This is a genomic window from Pseudomonas sp. B13(2017), assembly GCF_002113245.1.
Classification (GTDB): domain Bacteria; phylum Pseudomonadota; class Gammaproteobacteria; order Pseudomonadales; family Pseudomonadaceae; genus Aquipseudomonas; species Aquipseudomonas putida_Z.
In genome coordinates, this window is sequence record NZ_NEJX01000025.1 from 50,102 (window position 1) to 69,612 (window position 19,511).

Annotated in this window: 16 protein-coding genes and 1 pseudogene; 13 read left to right on the forward strand and 4 right to left on the reverse strand. The window is 65.9% G+C overall.

What is annotated here, in order from left to right:
* Positions 1-194 precede the first annotated feature (194 nt).
* From CAG44_RS24930 to CAG44_RS24940, 3 genes are all read left to right on the forward strand, one after another.
* Entirely contained in the window at positions 195-1,817 is a 1,623-nt protein-coding gene (locus CAG44_RS24930) for an acyl-CoA synthetase (RefSeq protein WP_085693177.1), read from the forward strand.
* Positions 1,818-2,015: 198 nt separating this feature from the next.
* On the forward strand, positions 2,016-3,785 hold the full coding sequence (locus CAG44_RS24935; protein WP_085693178.1) for an acyl-CoA dehydrogenase C-terminal domain-containing protein: 1,770 nt from the start codon (positions 2,016-2,018) through the stop codon (positions 3,783-3,785).
* Positions 3,786-4,054: 269 nt separating this feature from the next.
* Entirely contained in the window at positions 4,055-5,062 is a 1,008-nt protein-coding gene (locus tag CAG44_RS24940; protein ID WP_085693179.1) for a FecR family protein, read from the forward strand.
* Between the two features lie 10 nt (positions 5,063-5,072).
* On the opposite strand, the gene CAG44_RS24945 is transcribed toward CAG44_RS24940, so the two are convergent.
* On the reverse strand, positions 5,073-6,392 hold the full coding sequence (locus tag CAG44_RS24945) for a Na+/H+ antiporter family protein (protein ID WP_025338869.1): 1,320 nt from the start codon (positions 6,390-6,392) through the stop codon (positions 5,073-5,075).
* A 518-nt stretch (positions 6,393-6,910) separates the two neighbouring features.
* Here CAG44_RS24945 and CAG44_RS29375 point away from each other — a divergent pair.
* The 8 genes and pseudogenes from CAG44_RS29375 to CAG44_RS24985 form a co-directional block, all read left to right on the forward strand.
* Positions 6,911-7,876: pseudogene (locus CAG44_RS29375) on the forward strand (HAMP domain-containing protein); the annotation flags it as partial.
* A gap of 102 nt (positions 7,877-7,978) precedes the next feature.
* A complete protein-coding gene (locus CAG44_RS29380) occupies positions 7,979-8,734 on the forward strand; it encodes a methyl-accepting chemotaxis protein (protein ID WP_370290277.1) in 756 nt (251 codons plus the stop codon).
* A gap of 105 nt (positions 8,735-8,839) precedes the next feature.
* Complete coding sequence (locus tag CAG44_RS24955) at positions 8,840-9,856, forward strand: ABC transporter substrate-binding protein (protein ID WP_085693181.1); 1,017 nt, start codon at positions 8,840-8,842, stop codon at positions 9,854-9,856.
* Entirely contained in the window at positions 9,853-10,701 is an 849-nt protein-coding gene (locus tag CAG44_RS24960) for a proline/glycine betaine ABC transporter permease (protein WP_013972953.1), read from the forward strand. The genes CAG44_RS24955 and CAG44_RS24960 overlap by 4 nt, the downstream gene beginning before the upstream one ends.
* Positions 10,702-10,858: 157 nt before the next feature.
* Positions 10,859-11,722 carry a LysR family transcriptional regulator gene (locus tag CAG44_RS24965; RefSeq protein ID WP_025338865.1) on the forward strand — a complete coding sequence of 288 codons (864 nt, stop codon included), beginning with the start codon at positions 10,859-10,861 and terminating at the stop codon, positions 11,720-11,722.
* Positions 11,723-11,980: 258 nt separating this feature from the next.
* Complete coding sequence (locus tag CAG44_RS24975) at positions 11,981-12,898, forward strand: AEC family transporter (RefSeq protein WP_075045014.1); 918 nt, start codon at positions 11,981-11,983, stop codon at positions 12,896-12,898.
* A gap of 35 nt (positions 12,899-12,933) precedes the next feature.
* Positions 12,934-13,545, forward strand: coding sequence for a cell wall hydrolase (locus CAG44_RS24980; RefSeq protein ID WP_085591489.1), 612 nt, complete (start codon positions 12,934-12,936; stop codon positions 13,543-13,545).
* Between the two features lie 220 nt (positions 13,546-13,765).
* The gene (locus CAG44_RS24985; RefSeq protein WP_025338862.1) at positions 13,766-14,617 is read left to right on the forward strand and encodes a CAP domain-containing protein; all 852 of its coding nucleotides are present in this window, start codon (positions 13,766-13,768) and stop codon (positions 14,615-14,617) included.
* A gap of 213 nt (positions 14,618-14,830) precedes the next feature.
* On the opposite strand, the gene CAG44_RS24995 is transcribed toward CAG44_RS24985, so the two are convergent.
* Positions 14,831-15,805: a GlxA family transcriptional regulator gene (locus tag CAG44_RS24995; protein WP_085693183.1), complete on the reverse strand. Its 975-nt coding sequence runs from the start codon at positions 15,803-15,805 to the stop codon at positions 14,831-14,833.
* Positions 15,806-15,911: 106 nt separating this feature from the next.
* Between CAG44_RS24995 and CAG44_RS25000 the strand changes: the two genes are divergently transcribed.
* Positions 15,912-16,523 (forward strand): LysE family translocator, encoded by a 612-nt coding sequence (locus CAG44_RS25000; RefSeq protein WP_075045011.1) that lies wholly within the window; start codon positions 15,912-15,914, stop codon positions 16,521-16,523.
* Between the two features lie 162 nt (positions 16,524-16,685).
* On the opposite strand, the gene CAG44_RS25005 is transcribed toward CAG44_RS25000, so the two are convergent.
* Both CAG44_RS25005 and CAG44_RS25010 read right to left on the reverse strand, forming a co-directional pair.
* The gene (locus tag CAG44_RS25005; RefSeq protein ID WP_085693184.1) at positions 16,686-17,885 is read right to left on the reverse strand and encodes an MFS transporter; all 1,200 of its coding nucleotides are present in this window, start codon (positions 17,883-17,885) and stop codon (positions 16,686-16,688) included.
* 105 nt (positions 17,886-17,990) lie between these two features.
* The gene (locus CAG44_RS25010) at positions 17,991-18,896 is read right to left on the reverse strand and encodes a LysR family transcriptional regulator (RefSeq protein WP_085693185.1); all 906 of its coding nucleotides are present in this window, start codon (positions 18,894-18,896) and stop codon (positions 17,991-17,993) included.
* A gap of 117 nt (positions 18,897-19,013) precedes the next feature.
* Between CAG44_RS25010 and CAG44_RS25015 the strand changes: the two genes are divergently transcribed.
* Positions 19,014-19,364: a cupin gene (locus tag CAG44_RS25015; protein WP_046615410.1), complete on the forward strand. Its 351-nt coding sequence runs from the start codon at positions 19,014-19,016 to the stop codon at positions 19,362-19,364.
* The last annotated feature ends 147 nt before the right edge of the window (positions 19,365-19,511 follow it).

The window sequence follows — 19,511 nt, forward strand, 5'->3', positions numbered from 1 at the left end:
GTAGGCGGCTCGTTGTTATAGTAGTTTTACTATATTGCTATAGTCGATATTCCTAATACCATAGCGACTCGCGTAAAACTGCGACAAGGGGGAGCGGCCCACCGTCCGCCTCCCTGCACCCTGAACAGAGCTAACAATCAGCCACCGGGGGTCAAGCGCACAGGTTGTGCCTGCCTCCTCTACAGGATTACCGCATGTCGATCTATGCCCAGGGCCTGATGCCCGCTGCCGTCAACCATGTCGCCCTCACCCCGCTGAGTTTCATCGAACGCACCGCTGCCGTATATGGCGATTATCCGGCGGTGATCCACGGTGCCATCCGCCGCAACTGGCAGCAGACCTACCAACGCTGCCGACGCCTGGCCAGCGCCCTGGTGGGCCGGGGTATCGGCCGTGGCGACACCGTGGCGGTGATGTTGCCCAACATTCCGGCCATGCTCGAAGCCCATTTTGGCGTGCCCATGACCGGCGCCGTGCTCAATACCCTGAACGTACGCCTGGACGCCGAGGCCATCGCCTTCATGCTGCAGCATGGCGAGGCCAAGGTACTGATCACCGACCGCGAGTTCCACAGCGTCATCGAGGCGGCCCTGGCCTTGCTCGAGCACCCGCCATTGGTGGTGGATGTGGATGACCCGGAGTACGGCGAAGGCCGTGCGGTCAGCGAACTGGATTATGAGGCGTTCCTCGCCGAAGGCGACCCGGACTTTGCCTGGGAATGGCCCGATGACGAGTGGCAGGCGATCTCGCTCAACTACACCTCCGGCACCACCGGCAACCCCAAGGGCGTGGTCTACCACCACCGTGGTGCTTACCTGAACGCCCTGGGCAACCAGATGGTCTGGGGCATGGGCCATCGCCCGGTGTACCTGTGGACCCTGCCGATGTTCCACTGCAACGGCTGGTGCTACCCATGGACCATCACCGCGCTGGCCGGCACCCATGTGTTCCTGCGCCGGGTCGACCCGCAGAAGATCCTGACCCTGATCCGCGAGCACCGGGTCAGCCACCTGTGCGGCGCGCCGATCGTGCTCAACGCCCTGGTCAACATGCCCGAGGCGGCCAAGGCGGCCATCGAGCACCCGGTGCAGGCCATGGTCGCCGGCGCCGCGCCACCTGCCAAGGTCATCGGCGCCGTGGAAGAGATGGGCATCCAGGTCACCCACACCTACGGCCTGACCGAAGTCTACGGCCCGGTGACCGTGTGTGCCTGGCATGACGAATGGGATGACCTGTCGCTGGAAGAGCGCGCACGGATCAAGTCCCGCCAGGGCGTGCGCTACCCGACCCTCGACGGCCTGATGGTCGCCGACCCGCAAACCCTCGAGCCGGTGCCGCGCGACGGCGACACCCTGGGCGAGATCTTCATGCGCGGCAACACGGTGATGAAGGGCTACCTGAAGAACCCCGAGGCCACCGTCGAAGCCTTCCGTGGCGGCTGGTTCCACACCGGTGACCTGGCCGTGTGGCACGCCGACGGCTATGTCGAGATCAAGGACCGGCTCAAGGACATCATCATTTCCGGTGGCGAGAACATCTCCACCATCGAGGTCGAGGACGCCCTGTACAAGCACCCGGCGGTGCTTGAAGCCGCGGTGGTAGCGCGCCCGGATGAAAAATGGGGGGAAACCCCGTGCGCCTTCATTGCCCTCAAGCCGGGCCGCGAAGATACCCGCGAAGCCGACATCACCAGCTGGTGCCGCGAGCACCTGGCCGGGTTCAAGGTGCCGAAGACCGTGGTGTTCGGCGAACTGCCCAAGACCTCCACCGGCAAGATCCAGAAGTACGTGCTGCGCGACCGGGCCAAAGCCCTCTGAACCCGTAGCGGCCTCATCGCCGGCAAGCCAGCTCCCACAGGGATCGTGCAAGCCTCAAGCCTTGTGCAGTACCTGTCGCAGCTGGCTTGCCGGCTGCAGCGGGACTGTGCAGGTCTCAAACCCTGTGCAGTACCTGTGGGAGCTGGCTTGCCGGCGATGAGGCCCGCACAGACAACATCAATCTTCCAAGAGCCCCCGATGACCACCTACACAGCCCCCCTGCGCGACATGCGCTTCGTCCTGCATGATGTGTTCAACGCCCCGGCCCTGTGGGCCCGCCTGCCTGCCCTGGCCGAGCGCATCGACGCCGATACCGCCGATGCCATCCTCGAGGAAGCAGCCAAAGTCACCGGCCAGCTGATTGCCCCGCTCAGCCGCAACGGTGACGAGCAAGGCGTGCGCTTTGCCGCAGGCGAAGTCACTACCCCTGACGGCTTCCGCGAGGCCTGGCACACCTACCGCGAAGGCGGTTGGGTCGGCCTGGGCGGCAACCCCGAACATGGCGGCATGGGCATGCCGAAAATGCTCGGTGTGCTGTTCGAAGAAATGCTCTACGCCGCCGATTGCAGCTTCAGCCTGTATTCGGCGTTGAGCGCCGGCAGCTGCCTGGCGATCGATGCCCACGCCAGCGAAACGCTCAAGGCCACCTACCTGCCGCCCCTGTACGAAGGCCGCTGGGCCGGCACCATGTGCCTCACCGAACCCCATGCCGGCACCGACCTGGGGCTGATCCGCAGCCGCGCCGAGCCCCAGGCCGACGGCAGCTATCGCATCAGCGGCAGCAAGATCTTCATTACCGGCGGCGAACAGGACCTGACGGAGAATATCGTCCACCTGGTGCTGGCCAAGCTGTCGGATGCACCCACCGGCGCCAAGGGCATCTCGCTGTTCCTGGTGCCCAAGTACCTGGTCGAGGCCGATGGCCGCCTGGGCGCGCGCAACGCCGCCCATTGCGGCTCGATCGAACACAAGATGGGCATCAAGGCCTCGGCCACCTGCGTGATGAACTTCGATGGTGCCGTCGGCTATCTGGTGGGCGAACCGAACAAGGGCCTGGCGGCGATGTTCACCATGATGAACTACGAGCGCCTGTCCATCGGCATCCAGGGCATCGGCTGTGCCGAGGCGTCCTACCAGAGCGCCGCCCGCTACGCCAACGAGCGCCTGCAAAGCCGCGCCGCCAGCGGCCCGCAGGCACAAGACAAGGCTGCCGACCCGATCATCCACCACGGCGATGTGCGGCGCATGCTGCTGACCATGCGCACCCTCACCGAAGGTGGGCGGGCGTTTGCCGCCTACGTCGGCCAGCAACTGGACCTGGCGCGCTACGCCGAAGACGCCGGCGAGCGCGAGCATGCGCAGCGCCTGGTGGCGCTGCTGACACCGGTGGCCAAGGCGTTCTTCACCGACAACGGCCTGGAAAGCTGCGTGCTCGGCCAGCAAGTGTATGGTGGCCATGGCTACATCCGCGAATGGGGCCAGGAGCAGCGGGTGCGCGACGTGCGCATTGCGCAGATCTATGAAGGCACCAACGGCATCCAGGCCCTCGACCTGCTCGGGCGCAAGGTGCTGGCCGACGGTGGCCAGGCGCTGGCCAGCTTTGCCGCCGAGGTGCGGGCCTTCAGCGTGGATGCGCCGCTGCACCGTGAAGCCCTGCAAGCGAGCCTGGCGCGGCTGGAGGCCACCAGCGCCTGGCTGCGGGCGCGGGCCGGCGAGGATGCCAACCTGGTCAGCGCGGTGGCGGTGGAATATTTGCAGCTGTTCGGGCTGACTGCGTATGCCTACATGTGGGCGCGGATGGCGGCGGTGGCGTTGGCCAGGCGTGACGAGGATGCCGCGTTTCATGGGGCCAAGCTTGCGTGTGCGGAGTTCTTCTTCCAGCGGGTCTTGCCGCGGGGGTTGGGGTTGGAGGCCAGTATCCGGGCGGGTAGTGGCAGCCTTTATGGTTTGGAGGCGGCGCAGTTCTGAGAGGCCATGGGGGCGCTTTGCGCCCCATCGCGACACAAGGCCGCTCCTACAGGGGAACGCGATTCCATGTAGGAGCGGCCTCGTGTCGCGATGGGCTGCAAGGCAGCCCCAACGATTTCAGCCATTGTTTTACCTGCGCGAAGGGTTCTCAAACGCTGGAAAACCATCACCAATCCGACGAAAACCGGCACAACTGATAGTCATTCGCCATTACCTCGGTTCTCGGGAGCCCTCCAGCAAGGGTAGAATGCGCAAAACCCGGAGCCGCAATGAACCACGACCGCCTCAATCCCAGCCCAGACGATGCCATCACCGACGCCGCCGCGCACTGGTGCATGCGCCTGCACGCCGAAGATTGCACGGCGGGCGAGCGCGAGGCGTTCGCCCGCTGGCTGGCGGCCGACCCGCGGCATGCCGAGGAATACCAGGCGATGCTGGAAATCTGGCAAACCGCCGACCTGCTGCCACGCAATGCCACCGTCATCGACTTCAACCCGCCCGTGCAACAGTCCGCACGCCCGCGCAACTGGCGGCCGCTGGCATCCGCTGCCGCGATCGCCCTGGCGGTGCTGCCGCTGGCCGGCTGGGTGGGCTGGGAGCAAGGCTGGCTGCCCAACCACTACCAGCACTTCGAAGCCGGCGCGCACATGCAGACCGTGCAGCTGAGCGACGGCAGCACGGTGCAGCTCAACCTCAACACCGAGCTCACCTACCTCAACTACAAGGACCAACGCCAGGTCACGCTCAAGCGAGGCGAGGCGTTCTTCAAGGTGCAGCACGACAGCAGCCACCCGTTCATCGTGCATGCCGGTCGCGGCCAGACCCGCGTCACCGGCACCCAGTTCAACGTGTGGAAGTACCAGGACCAGGTCAAGGTCACACTGGTGGAGGGTTCGGTACTGGTATCCAGCGACGGCAGCGCCGGTGGCTACCGCCTGGGCCCGGGGATGCAGGCCAGCTATCACAAGGGCGACTTCGAGCCGCAACTGGAGCAGAGCGACGACTACGGCAACAGCCTGGCCTGGCGCGACGGCAAGCTGGTACTCGACAACCTGAGCCTGGAACAGGCCCTGCCGATTATCAACCGCTACCTCGACGCACCGCTGCTGCTGGCCGACGCCAGCACCGGCCGCATCCGCATCAGCGGCATCTACAACACCCGTGAGGTGGGGCGCCTGGTCAACAACCTGCCCAAGGTGCTGCCGGTCTACCTGACCCGCAGCAAGGACGGCAGCACCGTGCTCAACCGCATCTCGCCGCCGCCCGACAAGGGCTGACGCCCTCCCCCTACAGCGTCATCGCCGCCAACCAGCCGAACGCCAGCAGTGGCAGGTTGTAGTGGATGAAAGTGGGCACCACGGTGTCCCAGATATGGTGGTGCTGGCCATCCACGTTCAACCCCGAGGTCGGGCCCAGGGTCGAGTCCGAGGCAGGCGAGCCGGCGTCGCCCAGGGCACCGGCGGTACCAACGATGCACACGGTGGCCAGCGGGTCGAAGCCCAGCTGCACGCACAGCGGCACGAAGATCGCGGCCAGGATCGGCACGGTGGAAAACGACGAGCCGATGCCCATGGTCACCAGCAGGCCCACCAGCAGCATCAGCAAGGCACCGACGCCCTTGCTGTGGTCGATCCACTGCGCCGAGGTTTCCACCAGGCTCTTCACCTCACCGGTGGCCTTCATCACATCGGCAAAGCCCGAGGCGGCAATCATGATGAAGCCGATCATGGCCATCATCTTCATGCCTTCGGTGAACAGGTCGTCAGTGTCCTTCCAGCGCACGATGCCCGACAGCGAGAAGATCAGGAAGCCGACCATGGCGCCGATGATCATCGAGTCCAGCCACAACTGGACGATGAACGCCGAGGCAATCGCCAGCCCGGCCACCAGCAGGGTCAGCGGGTTGTACTGCACGCTCACCTGCTCCACCTGCTCGATGCGCGCCAGGTCGTAGTCACGCTTCTTGCGGTAACTGATGAATACCGCCAGCAACAGGCCAGCCAGCATGCCGGCTGCCGGAATGGCCATGGCGTGGGTGACATTCACGCCACTCACGTCGACACCCGCGCGGGCAACGTTGGCCAGCAGGATTTCGTTGAGGAAGATGTTGCCAAAGCCCACCGGCAGGAACATGTACGGGGTGATCAGGCCGAAGGTGATCACGCAGGCGATCAGCCGGCGGTCGATGCGCAGGCGGGTCAGCACGTACAGCAGCGGCGGCACCAGCAAGGGGATGAAGGCGATGTGGATAGGCAGGATGTTCTGCGACGACACCGCCACCACCAGCATCAGGCCGACCAGCAACCATTTGACCTTGCCGCCATTGGCATGGCCCTGGCGGTCGATCATGGCCAGGGCGCGGTCGGCCAGGGCATGGGCCAGGCCGGACTTGGCGATGGCCACGGCAAAGGCGCCCAGCAGTGCATAGGACAGGGCCACCGTGGCCCCGCCGCCGAGGCCGCCGTTGAAGGCCTTGAGCGTACCCTCGATACCCAGGCCGCCCACCAGCCCACCGGCCAGGGCCCCGATGATCAGGGCGATGACCACGTGCACGCGGGACAGGCTGAGTATCAGCATGATGCCGACTGCGGCGATCACTGCATTCATGGTTGGCTTACCTCATTGCGACAGAAAAAAAGCGCGCACTCTGAAGCAGTGGGCAGCAGATGTCAAAAGCGCCATGTTGCGGCGGATTACCAACGCCTCGCGCGACCTGCGGATTAAATTGAACGTTTGAATAAAGAAAAGCCCGCGCCAGCCGACACATTCGTCAGCCACACTCTTATTACAAGGGACCCACCCCCATGCCTTTGCGACAACTTTCCATCCAGTGGAAGATCACCCTGCTCGCCGGTCTCTGCCTGGCCGGCATCGTCACCCTGCTCGTCGGCCTGTCGCTGTACCGCATGGACCACAGCTCGGACCTGGTCAAGGCCAGCAGCATGCAGATGCTGACCGAGTCGGCGCAGTCGCGCATCGAGTCGCAGGGCGAGGTGCAGGCGCAGAACATCCGCCGCCAGTTCATGGACGCCTACCAGTACGGCGCCGGTTTTGCCCGCCAGGTGCTGTTCCTGCGCGAGCAGGCGGAAAAGCGCTTTCTCGATGCCTTCGACCTGCGCGAGGACATGACCCGCCAGGTGCGCGCCGCCCTGCAGGCCAACCCTGATCTGCTCGGCCTGTCGCTGGTGTTCGAGCCCAACGCCCTGGACAACAAGGACAGCCTGTTCGCCGGCAAGGCGGAACTGGGCAGCAACGAAACCGGGCGCTTCGCCCTGTACTGGTCGCAGCCGCGTGTCGGCCAGCTGACGGCCATGGCCCTGCCCGAGCATGACATGGCCAACACCGAGATCGGTCCCAGCGGCCAGCCAGCCAATACCTGGTGGGTGTGCCCGCGCACATCCGGCAAGGTGTGCGTGGTGGAGCCCTACTTCTACGACATCGATGGCCAGCAGGTGCTGATGACCAGCATCGTCTTCCCGCTGGCAGTCGACGGCAAGGTGATCGCCACCCTGTCCATCGACATCAACCTCAACAGCCTGCAGGCCCTGAGCCAGGAGGCCAGCCGCAGCCTGTACGAAGGCCGCACCACGGTCGGCATCCTCAGCCCGGTCGGCCTGCTGGCCGGCTACAGCGCCGACGCCAGCAAGCTGGCCCAGCGCTTCGACCAGGTCGACACCGCCAAGGGTGCCGAACTGGTGCGCAAGCTGGCTGACGGCAAGATGACCATCGTGCACGACCAGCAGCGCCTGAAAGTGCTGGCCGCGTTCCGGCCGATTCCGGATGCCCAGCCCTGGGGCGTGCTGCTGGATGTGCCGGAAAACGCCCTGACCGGGCCGGCCGAAGCGCTGAAACAGGAACTGGACGCGCTGAACACCAGCGGCACCCTGCTGGAGCTTGGCCTGGGCCTGGCGGCGGCGATTGCCGGCCTGCTGATGGTGTGGCTGATGGCCCGCGGCGTTACCCGGCCGATCCTCGGCGTGGCAAGCATGCTCAAGGACATCGCCAGCGGCGAAGGTGACCTGACCCGCCGCCTGACCTACCAGAAGCAGGATGAACTGGGCGAACTGGCCGGCTGGTTCAACCGCTTCCTTGACAAGCTGCAGCCGACCATCGCCGAGGTCAAACGCTCGGTGCAGGCCGCCCGTGGCACCGCCGACCAGTCTTCGGCAATTGCCACCCAGACCAGCGCCGGCATGGAGCAGCAGTACCGCCAGGTCGACCAGGTGGCCACTGCCTCGCACGAGATGAGTGCCACCGCCCAGGACGTCGCCCGCAGCGCCGCCCAGGCCGCGCAGGCCGCGCGCGACGCCGATCAGGCCACCCGCGAAGGCCTGGCGGTGATCGACCGCACCACCCACAGCATCGATGCCCTGGCCGCCGACATGAGCAACGCCATGGCCGAGGTGGAGGGCCTGGCGCAGAACAGCGAGAAGATCGGTTCGGTGCTGGAAGTGATCCGCTCGATCGCCGAGCAGACCAACCTGCTGGCGCTCAATGCCGCCATCGAGGCGGCCCGTGCCGGTGAAGCCGGCCGTGGCTTTGCCGTGGTCGCGGACGAGGTGCGCAACCTGGCCCAGCGTACCCAGGAATCGGTGGAAGAAACCCGCCAGGTGATCGAGGCTTTGCAGAACGGCACCCGCGAAGTGGTCGGGGCCATGGACAACAGCCACCGCCAGGCCCAAGGCGGCGTGCAGCAGGTTGGCCAGGCCGTCACCGCGCTGCAGCGCATCGGCCAGGCAGTGACGGTGATCACCGACATGAACCTGCAGATCGCCTCGGCCGCCGAGGAGCAGAGCGCAGTGGCCGAGGAAATCAACAGCAACGTGGCAACCATCCGTGATGTCACCGAATCGCTGTCGGGACAGGCCAACGAGTCGGCGCGCGTAAGCCAGTCGCTGAACAGCCTGGCCAACCAGCAACAGGCGCTGATGGACCAGTTCCGCGTCTGAGTCACTTGCAGGCCGCTGCCAATCGCGTGCAGCGGCCTTCCTGCCGGGCCTGGAGCCGGTCGTCTACACTTGCGGCAACTCAGTAGCGCCACTCCAAGAGGCCCCATGAAAAAGATTCCGACGTTGCTGGCCGGCCTGCTGCTCGCCGTCGGCCTGGCCAGCACCGACAGCGCCGCCTCGGCAGAACGCACCACGCCCATCCGCTTTGGTGCCATCGGCTGGGAAAGCGGTGCCCTCACCACCGAGATCCTGCGGCTGATCGTGGAGCGTGGCTACGGCTACACCACCGACACCCTGCCCGGCAGCACCGTCAGCATGGAAGTGGCGCTCGCACGCAACGACCTGCAGGTAATCGCCGAGGAATGGGCCGGGCGCAGCCCTGCCTGGGTCAAGGCAGAAAAGGCCGGCCAGGTGTTCGCCTTGGGCGACACGGTCAAGAATGCCGAAGAAGGCTGGTGGGTGCCGGCCTACGTGATCGAGGGCGATGACGCACGCAAGCTGAAAGCCGTGGCGCCGGAATTGCGCAGCGTCGAGGACCTGAAACGTTACCCGCAGGTGTTCCGCGACCCCGAGTCACCCGGCAAAGGGCGCTTTCTGAATAGCCCCAGCGGCTGGACATCCGAAACCGTCAACAGCCAGAAACTCAAGGCCTACGGGCTGAATGATCTGTATACCAACTTCCGCAGTGGCTCCGGGGCTGCAATGGATGCCGAAATCGGCTCGGCCATCCGCCGTGGCCAGCCGGTGCTGTTCTACTACTGGAACCCGACCCCTTTGATGGGGCGTTACAAGCTCATACGCCTGCAAGAGCCGCCGTTCGATGCCCAGGCCTGGGCCACCCTCACCGATGCCGGCAACCCCGAGCCCAAGGGCAGCAGTTCGCTGCCGGCCAAGTTGTCGATTGGCGTATCCAAGGCCTTTCGCGAGGGCTACCCGGAGCTGGTGAGCGTGTTCGAGCGGGTCGACCTGCCCATCGACCGACTGAACAAGGCACTGGCCGACATGAGCGAAAAGCGCACGCCGCCCCGCGACGCTGCCCTCACCTTCCTGCGCGATAACCGCGAGGTGTGGAAAGCCTGGTTGCCTGCGGACATTGCCAGCAAAGTCGAGGGCAGCCTGTGAGCGGCGGCTTCCCCGAAGCCCTGCAATTCTCCTTTGCCGACAGCGTCAACCGCCTGGTCGACTGGCTGGTGCTGCATTACGGCGATCACCTGCGCAGCGTCTCGGACCAGTTGCTGCAACTGCTGGTCGGCCTGGAAACCCTCCTGCGCCTGCTGCCGTGGTGGCTGCTGCTGTTGCTGATCGGGCTGCTGGCCTGGCATGCCAGCCGCAGCGTACTGCGCAGCGCGGTACTGGTGGCGCTGCTGGCCCTGATCGGCATGCTCGGGTTGTGGGACAAACTGCTGCAGACCATGGCGTTGGTGCTGGTCAGTACCGGCCTCTGCGTGCTGGTGGGCGTGCCGCTGGGCATCCTGCTGGCTGCCCGGCCACTGGCGAAGCGGTTGCTGTTGCCGGTACTGGATGTGATGCAGACCTTGCCGGCCTTCGTTTACCTGATCCCGGTGCTGATGCTGTTCGGCCTGGGCAAGGTGCCCGCCGTGTTCGCCACGCTGATCTATGCCCTGCCACCGCTGGTGCGGCTGACCGAACTGGGCCTGAGCCAGATCGACCCTTCGCTGCTGCAAGCCGCCCATGGCCTGGGGGCCAGCCGCTGGCAGCGGTTGCGGCGCATCGCCCTGCCGCTGGCGCTGCCGAGCATCATGGCCGGGCTCAACCAGTCGGTGATGATGGCCCTGTCGATGGTGGTGGTGGCTTCGATGATTGGCGCCCGCGGGCTGGGCGAGGACGTGCTGTCGGGGATCCAGACCCTGAATGTCGGCCAAGGCGTCGAGGCCGGGCTGGCGATCGTCGCCCTGGCCATGGTAATCGACCGGATCAGCCAGGCTTATGGGCGTGGTGGGCGTTGAGCAGTGCTGCCTGCCCCGGCCCTATCGCCGGCAAGCCAGCTCCCACAGGTACTCCACCGGCGGTGGCCATTGCGGCACCCTGTGGGAGCTGGCTTGCCGGCGATAGGGCCGGGCCTGACAATGCAGCTCTGTCAGCTTGAAACCGGACCTCACCCGCATGTCCCTCAAAGCCTTGCGCACCCTGGTGACCATCGCCCGCCACGGCACCTTCGCCCGTGCCGCCGACCTGCTAAGCCTCACCCCTTCGGCAGTGAGCCTGCACATCAAGACCCTCGAAGACGAACTGCAGGTGACCTTGTTCGACCGCAGCCGCAGGCAGGTGTCGCTGACCGAAGCCGGCCAGTTGGCGGTGGCCCGCGCCGAGACCATCCTGGCTAGCTATGACGAACTGGCCGACGCCCTGGCCAGCGGCCCGAGCCTGCGCGGCCGCCTGCGCCTGGGGGCGATCCACACGGTGCTGGCGCGGCGCCTGCCCAAGGCGCTGGTGTGGATCAAGGCGCACCATCCGCAGCTGCATGTCAGCGTGGCCTCCGGCATGTCGGCAGAACTGGCACGGCGGGTGGAAGACGGCGAACTCGATGCGGCGATCACCACCGAGCCGGTCAGCCCCTACCCGCAAAACCTGGACTTCACGCCGTTGTTCGAAGACCGCTTCTGGGCCATCGCCAGCCCCGACCTGGCCGGGCTAAGCGTGCCGCAGTTGCTGGCCAGCCAGCCGTTCCTGCGCTTCGACAAGCGAGCCTGGGCCGGGCGGCAGATCGAGCAGGAGCTGCGCCGCCAGCATCTGCAGGTGAGCGAGCAGATGGAGCTGGACAGCCAGGAAGCGCTGGCGCGCATGGCGGTGATGGGCCTGGGCGTGGCAATCATCCCCATGGCCGATGACGACCTGCAACGCTTGCCACCGGCCACCTGCCTGCCGTTTGGCGACCCGCAGCTGACCCGGCGGGTGGTGTTGCTGGAGCATGAGAAGAGCCAGCGGCGGCATTTGAGTGCGGTGCTGAAGACTGCGCTGGAGGCGTGAACAGCACGGCTCGACTTTCTTGTGACTGCACATGTCTGGTTGTATTGGCAGGGTCTCTGTGGGAGCGGGCGTGCCCGCGAAGAATTCAACGCGGTGGATGGCACCGGCTGCGCCGGTGTTCGCGGGCACGCCCGCTCCCACAGAGACCACCGCCAGAAACATGCATTTTTTCTCAATGGTCAGTGCAGAAAACAACGTTTTTACAGATCGATCCGTACCAGTAGTCTGTGCCCCGTACCCGACCACGGAACGTCGATCATGCTCCACCTGCTGCTGACTACCCTGCTGCCGATCATCCTGCTGATTGCCCTGGGCACTTTCCTGCGCCTGCGCGGCTTTCTCGCCGATAACTTCTGGCCCGGCGCCGAGCGCCTGAGCTATTACGTACTGCTGCCGTCGCTGTTCCTCCATGGCCTGGCCACCGCCAACCTCGATGGCGTGCCGGTGCTGGGCATGGTCGGCGTGCTGATGCTCTCGACCCTGGCCGGGGCCGTGCTGCTGGTGCTGTACCAGGGCGCAATCAACCACGACGGTGCCGACTTCACCTCGGTGTTCCAGGGCGGCATCCGCTTCAACAACTACATCGGCGCCACCCTTGCAGCGGGTATCTACGGCAGCGCCGGCATCGCCCTGGCGGCGGTGGCCAACGCCGCCATCGTGCCACTGGTCAACCTGCTTTGCGTGCTGGTGTTCGCCCGCTTCAGCGCCCGCCATAGCTCACCGGCCACGGTGCTGCGGGCCATCTTCGCCAACCCCTTGATCGTCGGTTGCGCCGGCGGGTTGCTGCTGCGCGCCAGCGGGCTGGGCCTGCCAGCGGGTATCGAACCCACGGTCAAGGCCCTGGGCCAGGCCGCCCTGCCGCTGGGCCTGCTGTGCGTCGGCGCAGCCCTGGGTGGTGCCCGCCTGGGCCAGCAGGTGCGCCCGCTGATGGCGGCGTCGGCATTCAAGTTCCTGGTCATGCCGCTGACCACCTGGGGCTTGTGCCGCCTGCTTGGCCTGGGTGGCCAGGCAGCGGTGGTGGCGGTGCTGTTCCAGGCACTGCCGACCGCGTCATCTTCCTATGTGATGGCCCGGCAAATGGGCGGTAACGCACCGCTGATGGCCACCATCATCGCCCTGCAGACCGTGTTGGCCGCCGCCACCCTGCCTTTGGTGCTGATGCTCGCGCTTGGCTAGACTGTGAACCAGCCCACAGTTCGGGAGCTTGCATCATGCGCCTTTCGTGGATGGTGATCGGCCTGGTTTCGGCCCTGCTCGCAGGCCCCTTGCACGCGGCCGACACGGCCAAGGCTGCCGTCGCCGAGGACAAGGCCGAGGTGCTCGAGGAAAAAGTGGTGAATGACACACCACCCCCGAAAAAGGCCGAAACCCTCACACCGGGCGAAGCGCAGGCAGTGGACCCGGCCGGCCAGGCGCCGCTGGATGACAGCATCACCTGCCTGGCCCGCACCATCTACTGGGAGGCCAAGGGTGCCGACGCCGAAGACATGGCCGCCGTGGCCAACGTCGTGCTCAACCGCCTGGGCCACGATGGCTTCCCGGATACCATCTGCGGCGTGGTCAAGCAGGGTGTGGAAAGCAAGGCCTGCCAGTTCTCCTGGTGGTGCGACGGGCGCCCGGACCAGGTCGAAGAAGCGCAACGCTATGGCATTGCCAAGGAAATCGCGCGCAAGGCGCTCAACCAGCAGTTGAAAGACCGCACCGGGGGTGCCTTGTACTTCCATGACCGCAATGTGCGCCCGGACTGGGCCAAAGCCTACCGCCGGACGGCGCAGACCCGGCATTTTCTGTTCTACAAACCGAACCAGGCGGTGGCGCGCTGATACCCGCCGGGCGCCGACAAACGGGCCGACAGCTGTGCTTTGATAAGAATGATTACCAACTGTTCGCACTTTTCCGATGATCAGTGGTCTACTCCCTCTTTTGCCGCCAGCAACGAATGCCGGCGTTTTCATTGCTTTGCACGATCCCGGGCCAAAAGCCCCGGGCTTGTGTAGGATGAGCAGCGCAAACCACGACGCTGCCAGTCATAGGGAGATCCACATGCGCGTCCTGTCATCCGTTGCCGCCTTGTCGCTGGGCCTGGTCGTTTCGGCCGGGGCACTGGCTGCCACCGGCGAAGAGGCGCAACTGATCGATTCGATCAATGTCTACCGCAGCAAGGCCCAGCCCTGCGGTGGCGAAGCGTCGTTGGAGCTACCGCCGCTCAACAGCGATACCCGCCTGGCGCTGTCGCCAGAGGGTACCCGCGACCTGCAGCAGGCCATGACCCGCGCCGCCTACCCGATGGTCAACGTGCAGGCCATCAGCCTGTCGGGGCCGCGTGATGCGCGCGCTGCCATGCATGCCATCGAAGAGAGCTTCTGCCAGGTGGTGCTCGACCCGCAGTTCGTCGATATCGGCGTCAGCCAGGAAGGCCGCGACTGGCGCATCGTGCTGGCCCGGCCGCTGCTCAGTGGCCGCCTGGGCGACTGGCAGGCCGAGGGACAGAAGGTGCTGCAGGAGATCAACGCCGCGCGCAAGGTGCCGCGCCAATGCGGTGGCCAGCCCTTCGCCGCCGCCCCCGCGCTGAGCTGGAGCACGGTGCTGGCCGGGGTTGCCGCCAACCACACCCGGGCCATGGCCAACCAGAACTTCTTCGACCACATCGACAAGGATGGCCGCACCCCCGGTGACCGGGCAGAGCTGGCCGGCTACCTGTACCAGCAGATCGGCGAAAACATCGCCGCCGGGCGGGATACCGCGCGCAAGGTGGTCGATGGCTGGCTGGATAGCCCGGGGCATTGCGCGACGCTGATGAACCCGGACTTCCGCGAACTGGGCGCTGCGTATGCAGTGGACCCGAAGAGTGACGCGGGGATTTACTGGACGGGGTTGTTCGGGACGCCGCAGTAGGCCGGCTCTCACAGGACTCATTGAAATAGCAGGGACCCTGTGGGAGCGGGCGTGCCCGCGAATACCGGCGGAGCCGGTGCCAGGCACCGCGTTGGATTCTTCGCGGGCACGCCCGCTCCCACACGGTACGCGGATCGCTTGCGCACTGAGTTCTCTGCGCGACAGCGCAGCCCAAAGGGCTGGGTAATCCCCCACAGGAAACCGCGCGCGGTTTCAGAGCGGATTCGTGCCTGCGCGCAGTTCAAGGGCCGTGCAACCAAACCGTCGCCGCACGCACTTGCCCAGGTAACTGGCATCGCCCAGGCCCACTTCATCGGCAATCTGCGCCAGGCTGTGGCTGGAATTGAGCAAGCGCCAGCGCGCCTGTTGCAGGCGCATCTCCAGCCACCAGGCCTTGGCGCTCATGCCATGGCTGGCGTGAAACTGCCGGTCCAGCTGGCGCCGGCTGATGCCCAGCTCCGCCGCCAGCTGCTCCGCGGTCAACGGCGTCCCCAGGTGATGACGCATCAACGCCTGCGCGCGCTGCACCTGCCGCCCCTGCCCGGCCCCCAGCTCCAGCGAGCGCAAGGCATGGCGGCTATCGCGGGTTTCATCCACCAGCATGTCGGCCAGGCCCTTGAGCGCCCGGGCCCGCCCGCAGGCGCGTGACAACAGCGCGACGGCCAGGTCGATGGCCGCGGTACCGCCGGCGCAGGTGATGCGGCTACCGTCGATGCAATACAGCTGCTCACTCAGTACCTGCAAATGCGGGAAGGCCGCACGAAATTCGGCTTCGTGGCGCCAGTGCACCACTACCTTGTGCCCCTGCAGCAACCCGCAGGCGGCCAACAGGAAAGCACCGTTGTCGACCCCCACCAGCTTGACGCCAGCCTTGCCGGCCTGCCTGAGCAAGGCCCGGTAGCGAGGCGCCAGCGCGGCAGTGGCCATGGCGTTGCGCCCGCCGAACACCACCAGGTAGTCGAAACTGGCCAGCTCGAGCTGGCCAGCGACGGCCTCGACCTGCACCACCGCGCCACTGCTCGACGGCACCGGGTCGAGGGTCAGCCCTGCCACGGTCCAGCTGCAGTAGCGCTGCTGGCTGTAGTCCTCGTCGTCGGCGCTGAAACGCAACTTGTCGAGAAAGGCGCCGAACGGCAGCAGGGCAAAATCTGGTAACGGCAAGATCAGCAAGCGGATATCGGGCAGCATTGGCATCGCGTCCAGAATCGACCATTCAATGTCCGGATCATACCCTGGCCGGCCAAGGTCGGCGCCATAGACTGGCGCCCTCCACATCAACAAGGCATTCCCCACCATGGCACTGGACACCTGGCTCATCTACCTGCTGGCCAGCATCGGCCTGTCGCTGACCCCGGGCCCCAACAGCCTGCTGGCCCTGACCCACGGCGCCCTGTATGGCGCACGCCGGACGTTGTTCACCATCGTCGGCGGGGTGTTTGGCTTCAGCGCCCTGATCGCCCTGGCCATGTTTGGCCTCAGCGCATTGCTGCAGGCCTCGGCCTCGGTGCTGAGCGTGCTCAAGTGGGTGGGTGGCGCCTATCTGATCTGGCTGGGTATCCAGCTGTGGCGCAGCCCGGGCCTGCACCTGGAACTGACCGCGCAAAGCGCGCGGCTGGGCAATGCCGGCCTGTTCCGCCAAGGCCTGCTGTCGGCCATGGCCAACCCCAAGGTGCTGCTGTTCTACGGTGCTTTCCTGCCACAGTTCATCGACCCGCAGCGTGGGTTGCTGCTGCAGTTCGTGGTGATGGCGGCAACCTTTGCCAGCGTCGAGTTCCTGGTCGAATACCTGTTGGCACGCCTGGCGTTTCGTATCCGGCCATGGCTGGCCAAGGGCGGCAAAGGCTTCAACCGCTGCTGCGGCAGCCTGTTTGCCTTGATTGGTGTGGCGTTGCCGCTTGGGCGGTAGCGTCTGATACAGGCGTGTGCAGTTCTTTTTGTGGGAGCGGCCTTGCGTCGCGAAAGGGGTGCGAAGCGCCCCCACGATCTATGCATCACTTCAGAATTGCCGGGGCCGCTTTGCGGCCCTTTCGCGACACAAGGCCGCTCCCACAGGTGACCGCGCTACCATTCAACCCCGGCGCGCTTTGGCCAGGAAGATGAGCAAGGCCACACCCGGCAACCCCGCCCCCACCAGCGCCACACCCTGCCAGCCAAACTGGCTGAACACCGCACTGGCCACCGCCGAACCCAGCGCCCCACCGAGGAAGATGCTGGTCATGTACACCGCGTTCAACCGCCCGCGGCTGGCCGGGTCCAGCGCGTACACTTCACGCTGGCCGATGACCATGTTCATCTGCACCGCAAAATCCAGCAGCACGCCGGTCAGGCCCAGGCCGATCACGCTGTAGCCCGGCACCGTCAGCCCCAGCAACAGTGCCGCCGGCGCCAGCAACAACGCCAACAGTGAACCGGCCCGGGCATGCCCGGCATCGGCCAGGCGGCCGGCCATGGGTGCGGCAACGGCGCCCACCGCGCCCACCAGGGCGAATACCGCGATCTGGCTCTGCGACAGGCCATGCTCGGTTGCCAGGGCCATCGGCACCGCCGTCCAGTAAAGGCTGAACGCCGCGAACATCAACGCCTGGTACAGCGAGCGCTGGCGCAGCAAGGGATAACGGCGCAGCAGCGTGAGCAGCGACAGCATCAGCCCGGCATAGCTGGCCTTGTGCTCGGGCACCCGCCGCGGCAAGGTCAGGGCCAGCAGCAGGATGATCGCCAGCATCACCCCGGCAGCGCCAATGAACACCGCCCGCCAGCCGAAGTAGTCGGCCACCAGGCTGGACAACGGACGCGCCAGCAGGATACCCAGCAGCAGGCCGCCCATGATGTTGCCGACCACCCGCCCACGCTGCTGCTCCGGCGCCAGGTGCGCCGCCAGCGGGATGAGCATCTGCACCGCCACGGAACTGAAACCGATCAGCAGTGCATAGCCGAGGAACAGCTGGCCCTGGCCGCTGCTGCTGGTGCCCGCCAGCAGCAGGCTGACGCAGGCCAGCACGGCGGTCGCCACCATCAAGCGGCGGTTTTCCAGCAGGTCGGCCAGCGGTACCAGCAACAGCAGGCCCAACGCATAGCCCAGCTGCGTGAGCGAAACGATCAGGCTGGCATGCTCGGTGGACAGCCCCAGGTCCGGGGCGATCAGCCCGACGATGGGTTGGGCATAGTAGATATTGGCGACGATCGCGCCGCAGCAGAACGCCAGCAGGGCGACCAGGGCCCGGCTGAGGCCGGTGACTGCAGGCTGCGCGGCGGCAAGGGAGGGATTCATGCGAGTGTCCTCGACAATGGCTGGAATATGCCGGCCACCTTACCCAGACGCACTCCTGGCGAGAATCCAGCGCTGGCGCAACAGGGCTTTGCGCACTGCGCAACACTAGGTGCTGCGCTGCAGCAAATTTTCGCAAAAGTCGATAAAGGCATTCACCCGCCGCGAACCACGATGGTTGGGCAGGTACAGGGCGTTGATGCTGTCATTGGCCGCGCCGGGGCTGGCCTGCCAATCGGGGAACAGCCGTTGCAGGCGCCCGGCCGCCACATCCTCTTGCACCAGCCAGTCGGCCAACAGCGCGATACCGCTGCCCGCCAGTGCGGTTTCGCGCAACATGTCGGCATTGGCACTGCGCAACGGCCCGCTCACGTCCAGTTCCAGACTGTCCTGCCCACGGGCCAGGCGCCAGGGGCGGCCTTTCTGCCCGTAGCGAAAGCGCAGGCAGGCGTGCTCGAGCAGCTGCCGCGGATGCTCCAGCGCGTCATGCCCGGCCAGGTAGCCCGGGCTGGCTACCAGCCAACGCTGGAAGCGACCCAGCTGGCGGCATACCAGCTCGTCATTGGGCGAGGGGTCGCCCAGGCGAATCGACAGGTCATAGCGCCCGTCAAGCAGGTCATCCAGGCGGTCGCTGAGATCGATGTCCAGCTCCAGAGCCGGATGTTGCGCCAAAAACGGCCCCAGGTGCGGGGCGATGACCCGCCTGCCGAACTCCACCGGCAAGCACAGGCGCAGCACACCGACAGGCTCCTCGCCCCGATCGGCGACACTGGCATCGGCTTCGTCCAGGGCCTCGAAAATACCCCGCGCGCGCTCGTAATAACGGGCGCCGGCCTCGGTCAGGCTGACCTGGCGGGTGGAGCGGTTGAGCAAGGTGGCGCCCAACGCCGCTTCCAGGGCATCGACCAGGCGCGTCACCGACGATGTCGCCAGCCCGAGCCGGCGTGCAGCGGCAGAAAAGCCCTGAGCATCGACGGTGGCCACGAACATCTTCATCGCCAGGAGTTTGTCCATTTGTTGCCCGTCTTCCAAATCCCGGAAAGTTCTTACAAACAGCCGGGCCGGTCAAGAAGCGCGGCGCACGGCAATTGCGTCCATAGTGGAACCACCCCCTTCCAAACGAGGTTTTCCATGATCCCGACCAACCTGCTGACCGCCCTGCCCCCTTGCGACCCCACCAGCGCCGAATGGGTCGACCAACTGCTCAGCCGCCCGGGCGTGCGCGTGGAACGTATCGTCTCCAGCGGCCAGGCCAGCCCACCCGGTTTCTGGTACGACCAGGCCGAAGGCGAATGGATCGTGCTGCTCAGTGGCGCCGCCGGCCTGCGCTTCGAGCACGAGAGCCACACCCGCCTGCTGGCGCCGGGCGATTGCCTGGATATCCCGCCGCATTACCGCCACCGCGTGGAATGGACCGCCCCCGGCACCGCCACCATCTGGCTCGCGGTGTTCTACAGCAGCGGCACTCCGTGGCCGGCGTGAATCCGGTAATCGAAAATCGAACGGGGTTACGCAGCCGACATGAACACCCTGTTTACTGCAATTTTAAGCGCATGATCTAGACTTTTAGCCACACCTTGCAAAGTTCAGCCCTGCGACAATCCGCCCCACAAAATTATGTACCAACTT

Coding starts and splice junctions, on each gene's coding strand:
- CAG44_RS24930 (WP_085693177.1), top strand. CDS start 195: ATGTCGATCTATGCCCAGGGCCTGATGCCCGCTGCCGTCAACCATGTC.
- CAG44_RS24935 (WP_085693178.1), top strand. CDS start 2,016: ATGACCACCTACACAGCCCCCCTGCGCGACATGCGCTTCGTCCTGCAT.
- CAG44_RS24940 (WP_085693179.1), top strand. CDS start 4,055: ATGAACCACGACCGCCTCAATCCCAGCCCAGACGATGCCATCACCGAC.
- CAG44_RS24945 (WP_025338869.1), bottom strand. CDS start 6,392: ATGAATGCAGTGATCGCCGCAGTCGGCATCATGCTGATACTCAGCCTG.
- CAG44_RS29380 (WP_370290277.1), top strand. CDS start 7,979: ATGGAGCAGCAGTACCGCCAGGTCGACCAGGTGGCCACTGCCTCGCAC.
- CAG44_RS24955 (WP_085693181.1), top strand. CDS start 8,840: ATGAAAAAGATTCCGACGTTGCTGGCCGGCCTGCTGCTCGCCGTCGGC.
- CAG44_RS24965 (WP_025338865.1), top strand. CDS start 10,859: ATGTCCCTCAAAGCCTTGCGCACCCTGGTGACCATCGCCCGCCACGGC.
- CAG44_RS24975 (WP_075045014.1), top strand. CDS start 11,981: ATGCTCCACCTGCTGCTGACTACCCTGCTGCCGATCATCCTGCTGATT.
- CAG44_RS24980 (WP_085591489.1), top strand. CDS start 12,934: ATGCGCCTTTCGTGGATGGTGATCGGCCTGGTTTCGGCCCTGCTCGCA.
- CAG44_RS24985 (WP_025338862.1), top strand. CDS start 13,766: ATGCGCGTCCTGTCATCCGTTGCCGCCTTGTCGCTGGGCCTGGTCGTT.
- CAG44_RS24995 (WP_085693183.1), bottom strand. CDS start 15,805: ATGCTGCCCGATATCCGCTTGCTGATCTTGCCGTTACCAGATTTTGCC.
- CAG44_RS25000 (WP_075045011.1), top strand. CDS start 15,912: ATGGCACTGGACACCTGGCTCATCTACCTGCTGGCCAGCATCGGCCTG.
- CAG44_RS25005 (WP_085693184.1), bottom strand. CDS start 17,885: ATGAATCCCTCCCTTGCCGCCGCGCAGCCTGCAGTCACCGGCCTCAGC.
- CAG44_RS25010 (WP_085693185.1), bottom strand. CDS start 18,896: ATGGACAAACTCCTGGCGATGAAGATGTTCGTGGCCACCGTCGATGCT.
- CAG44_RS25015 (WP_046615410.1), top strand. CDS start 19,014: ATGATCCCGACCAACCTGCTGACCGCCCTGCCCCCTTGCGACCCCACC.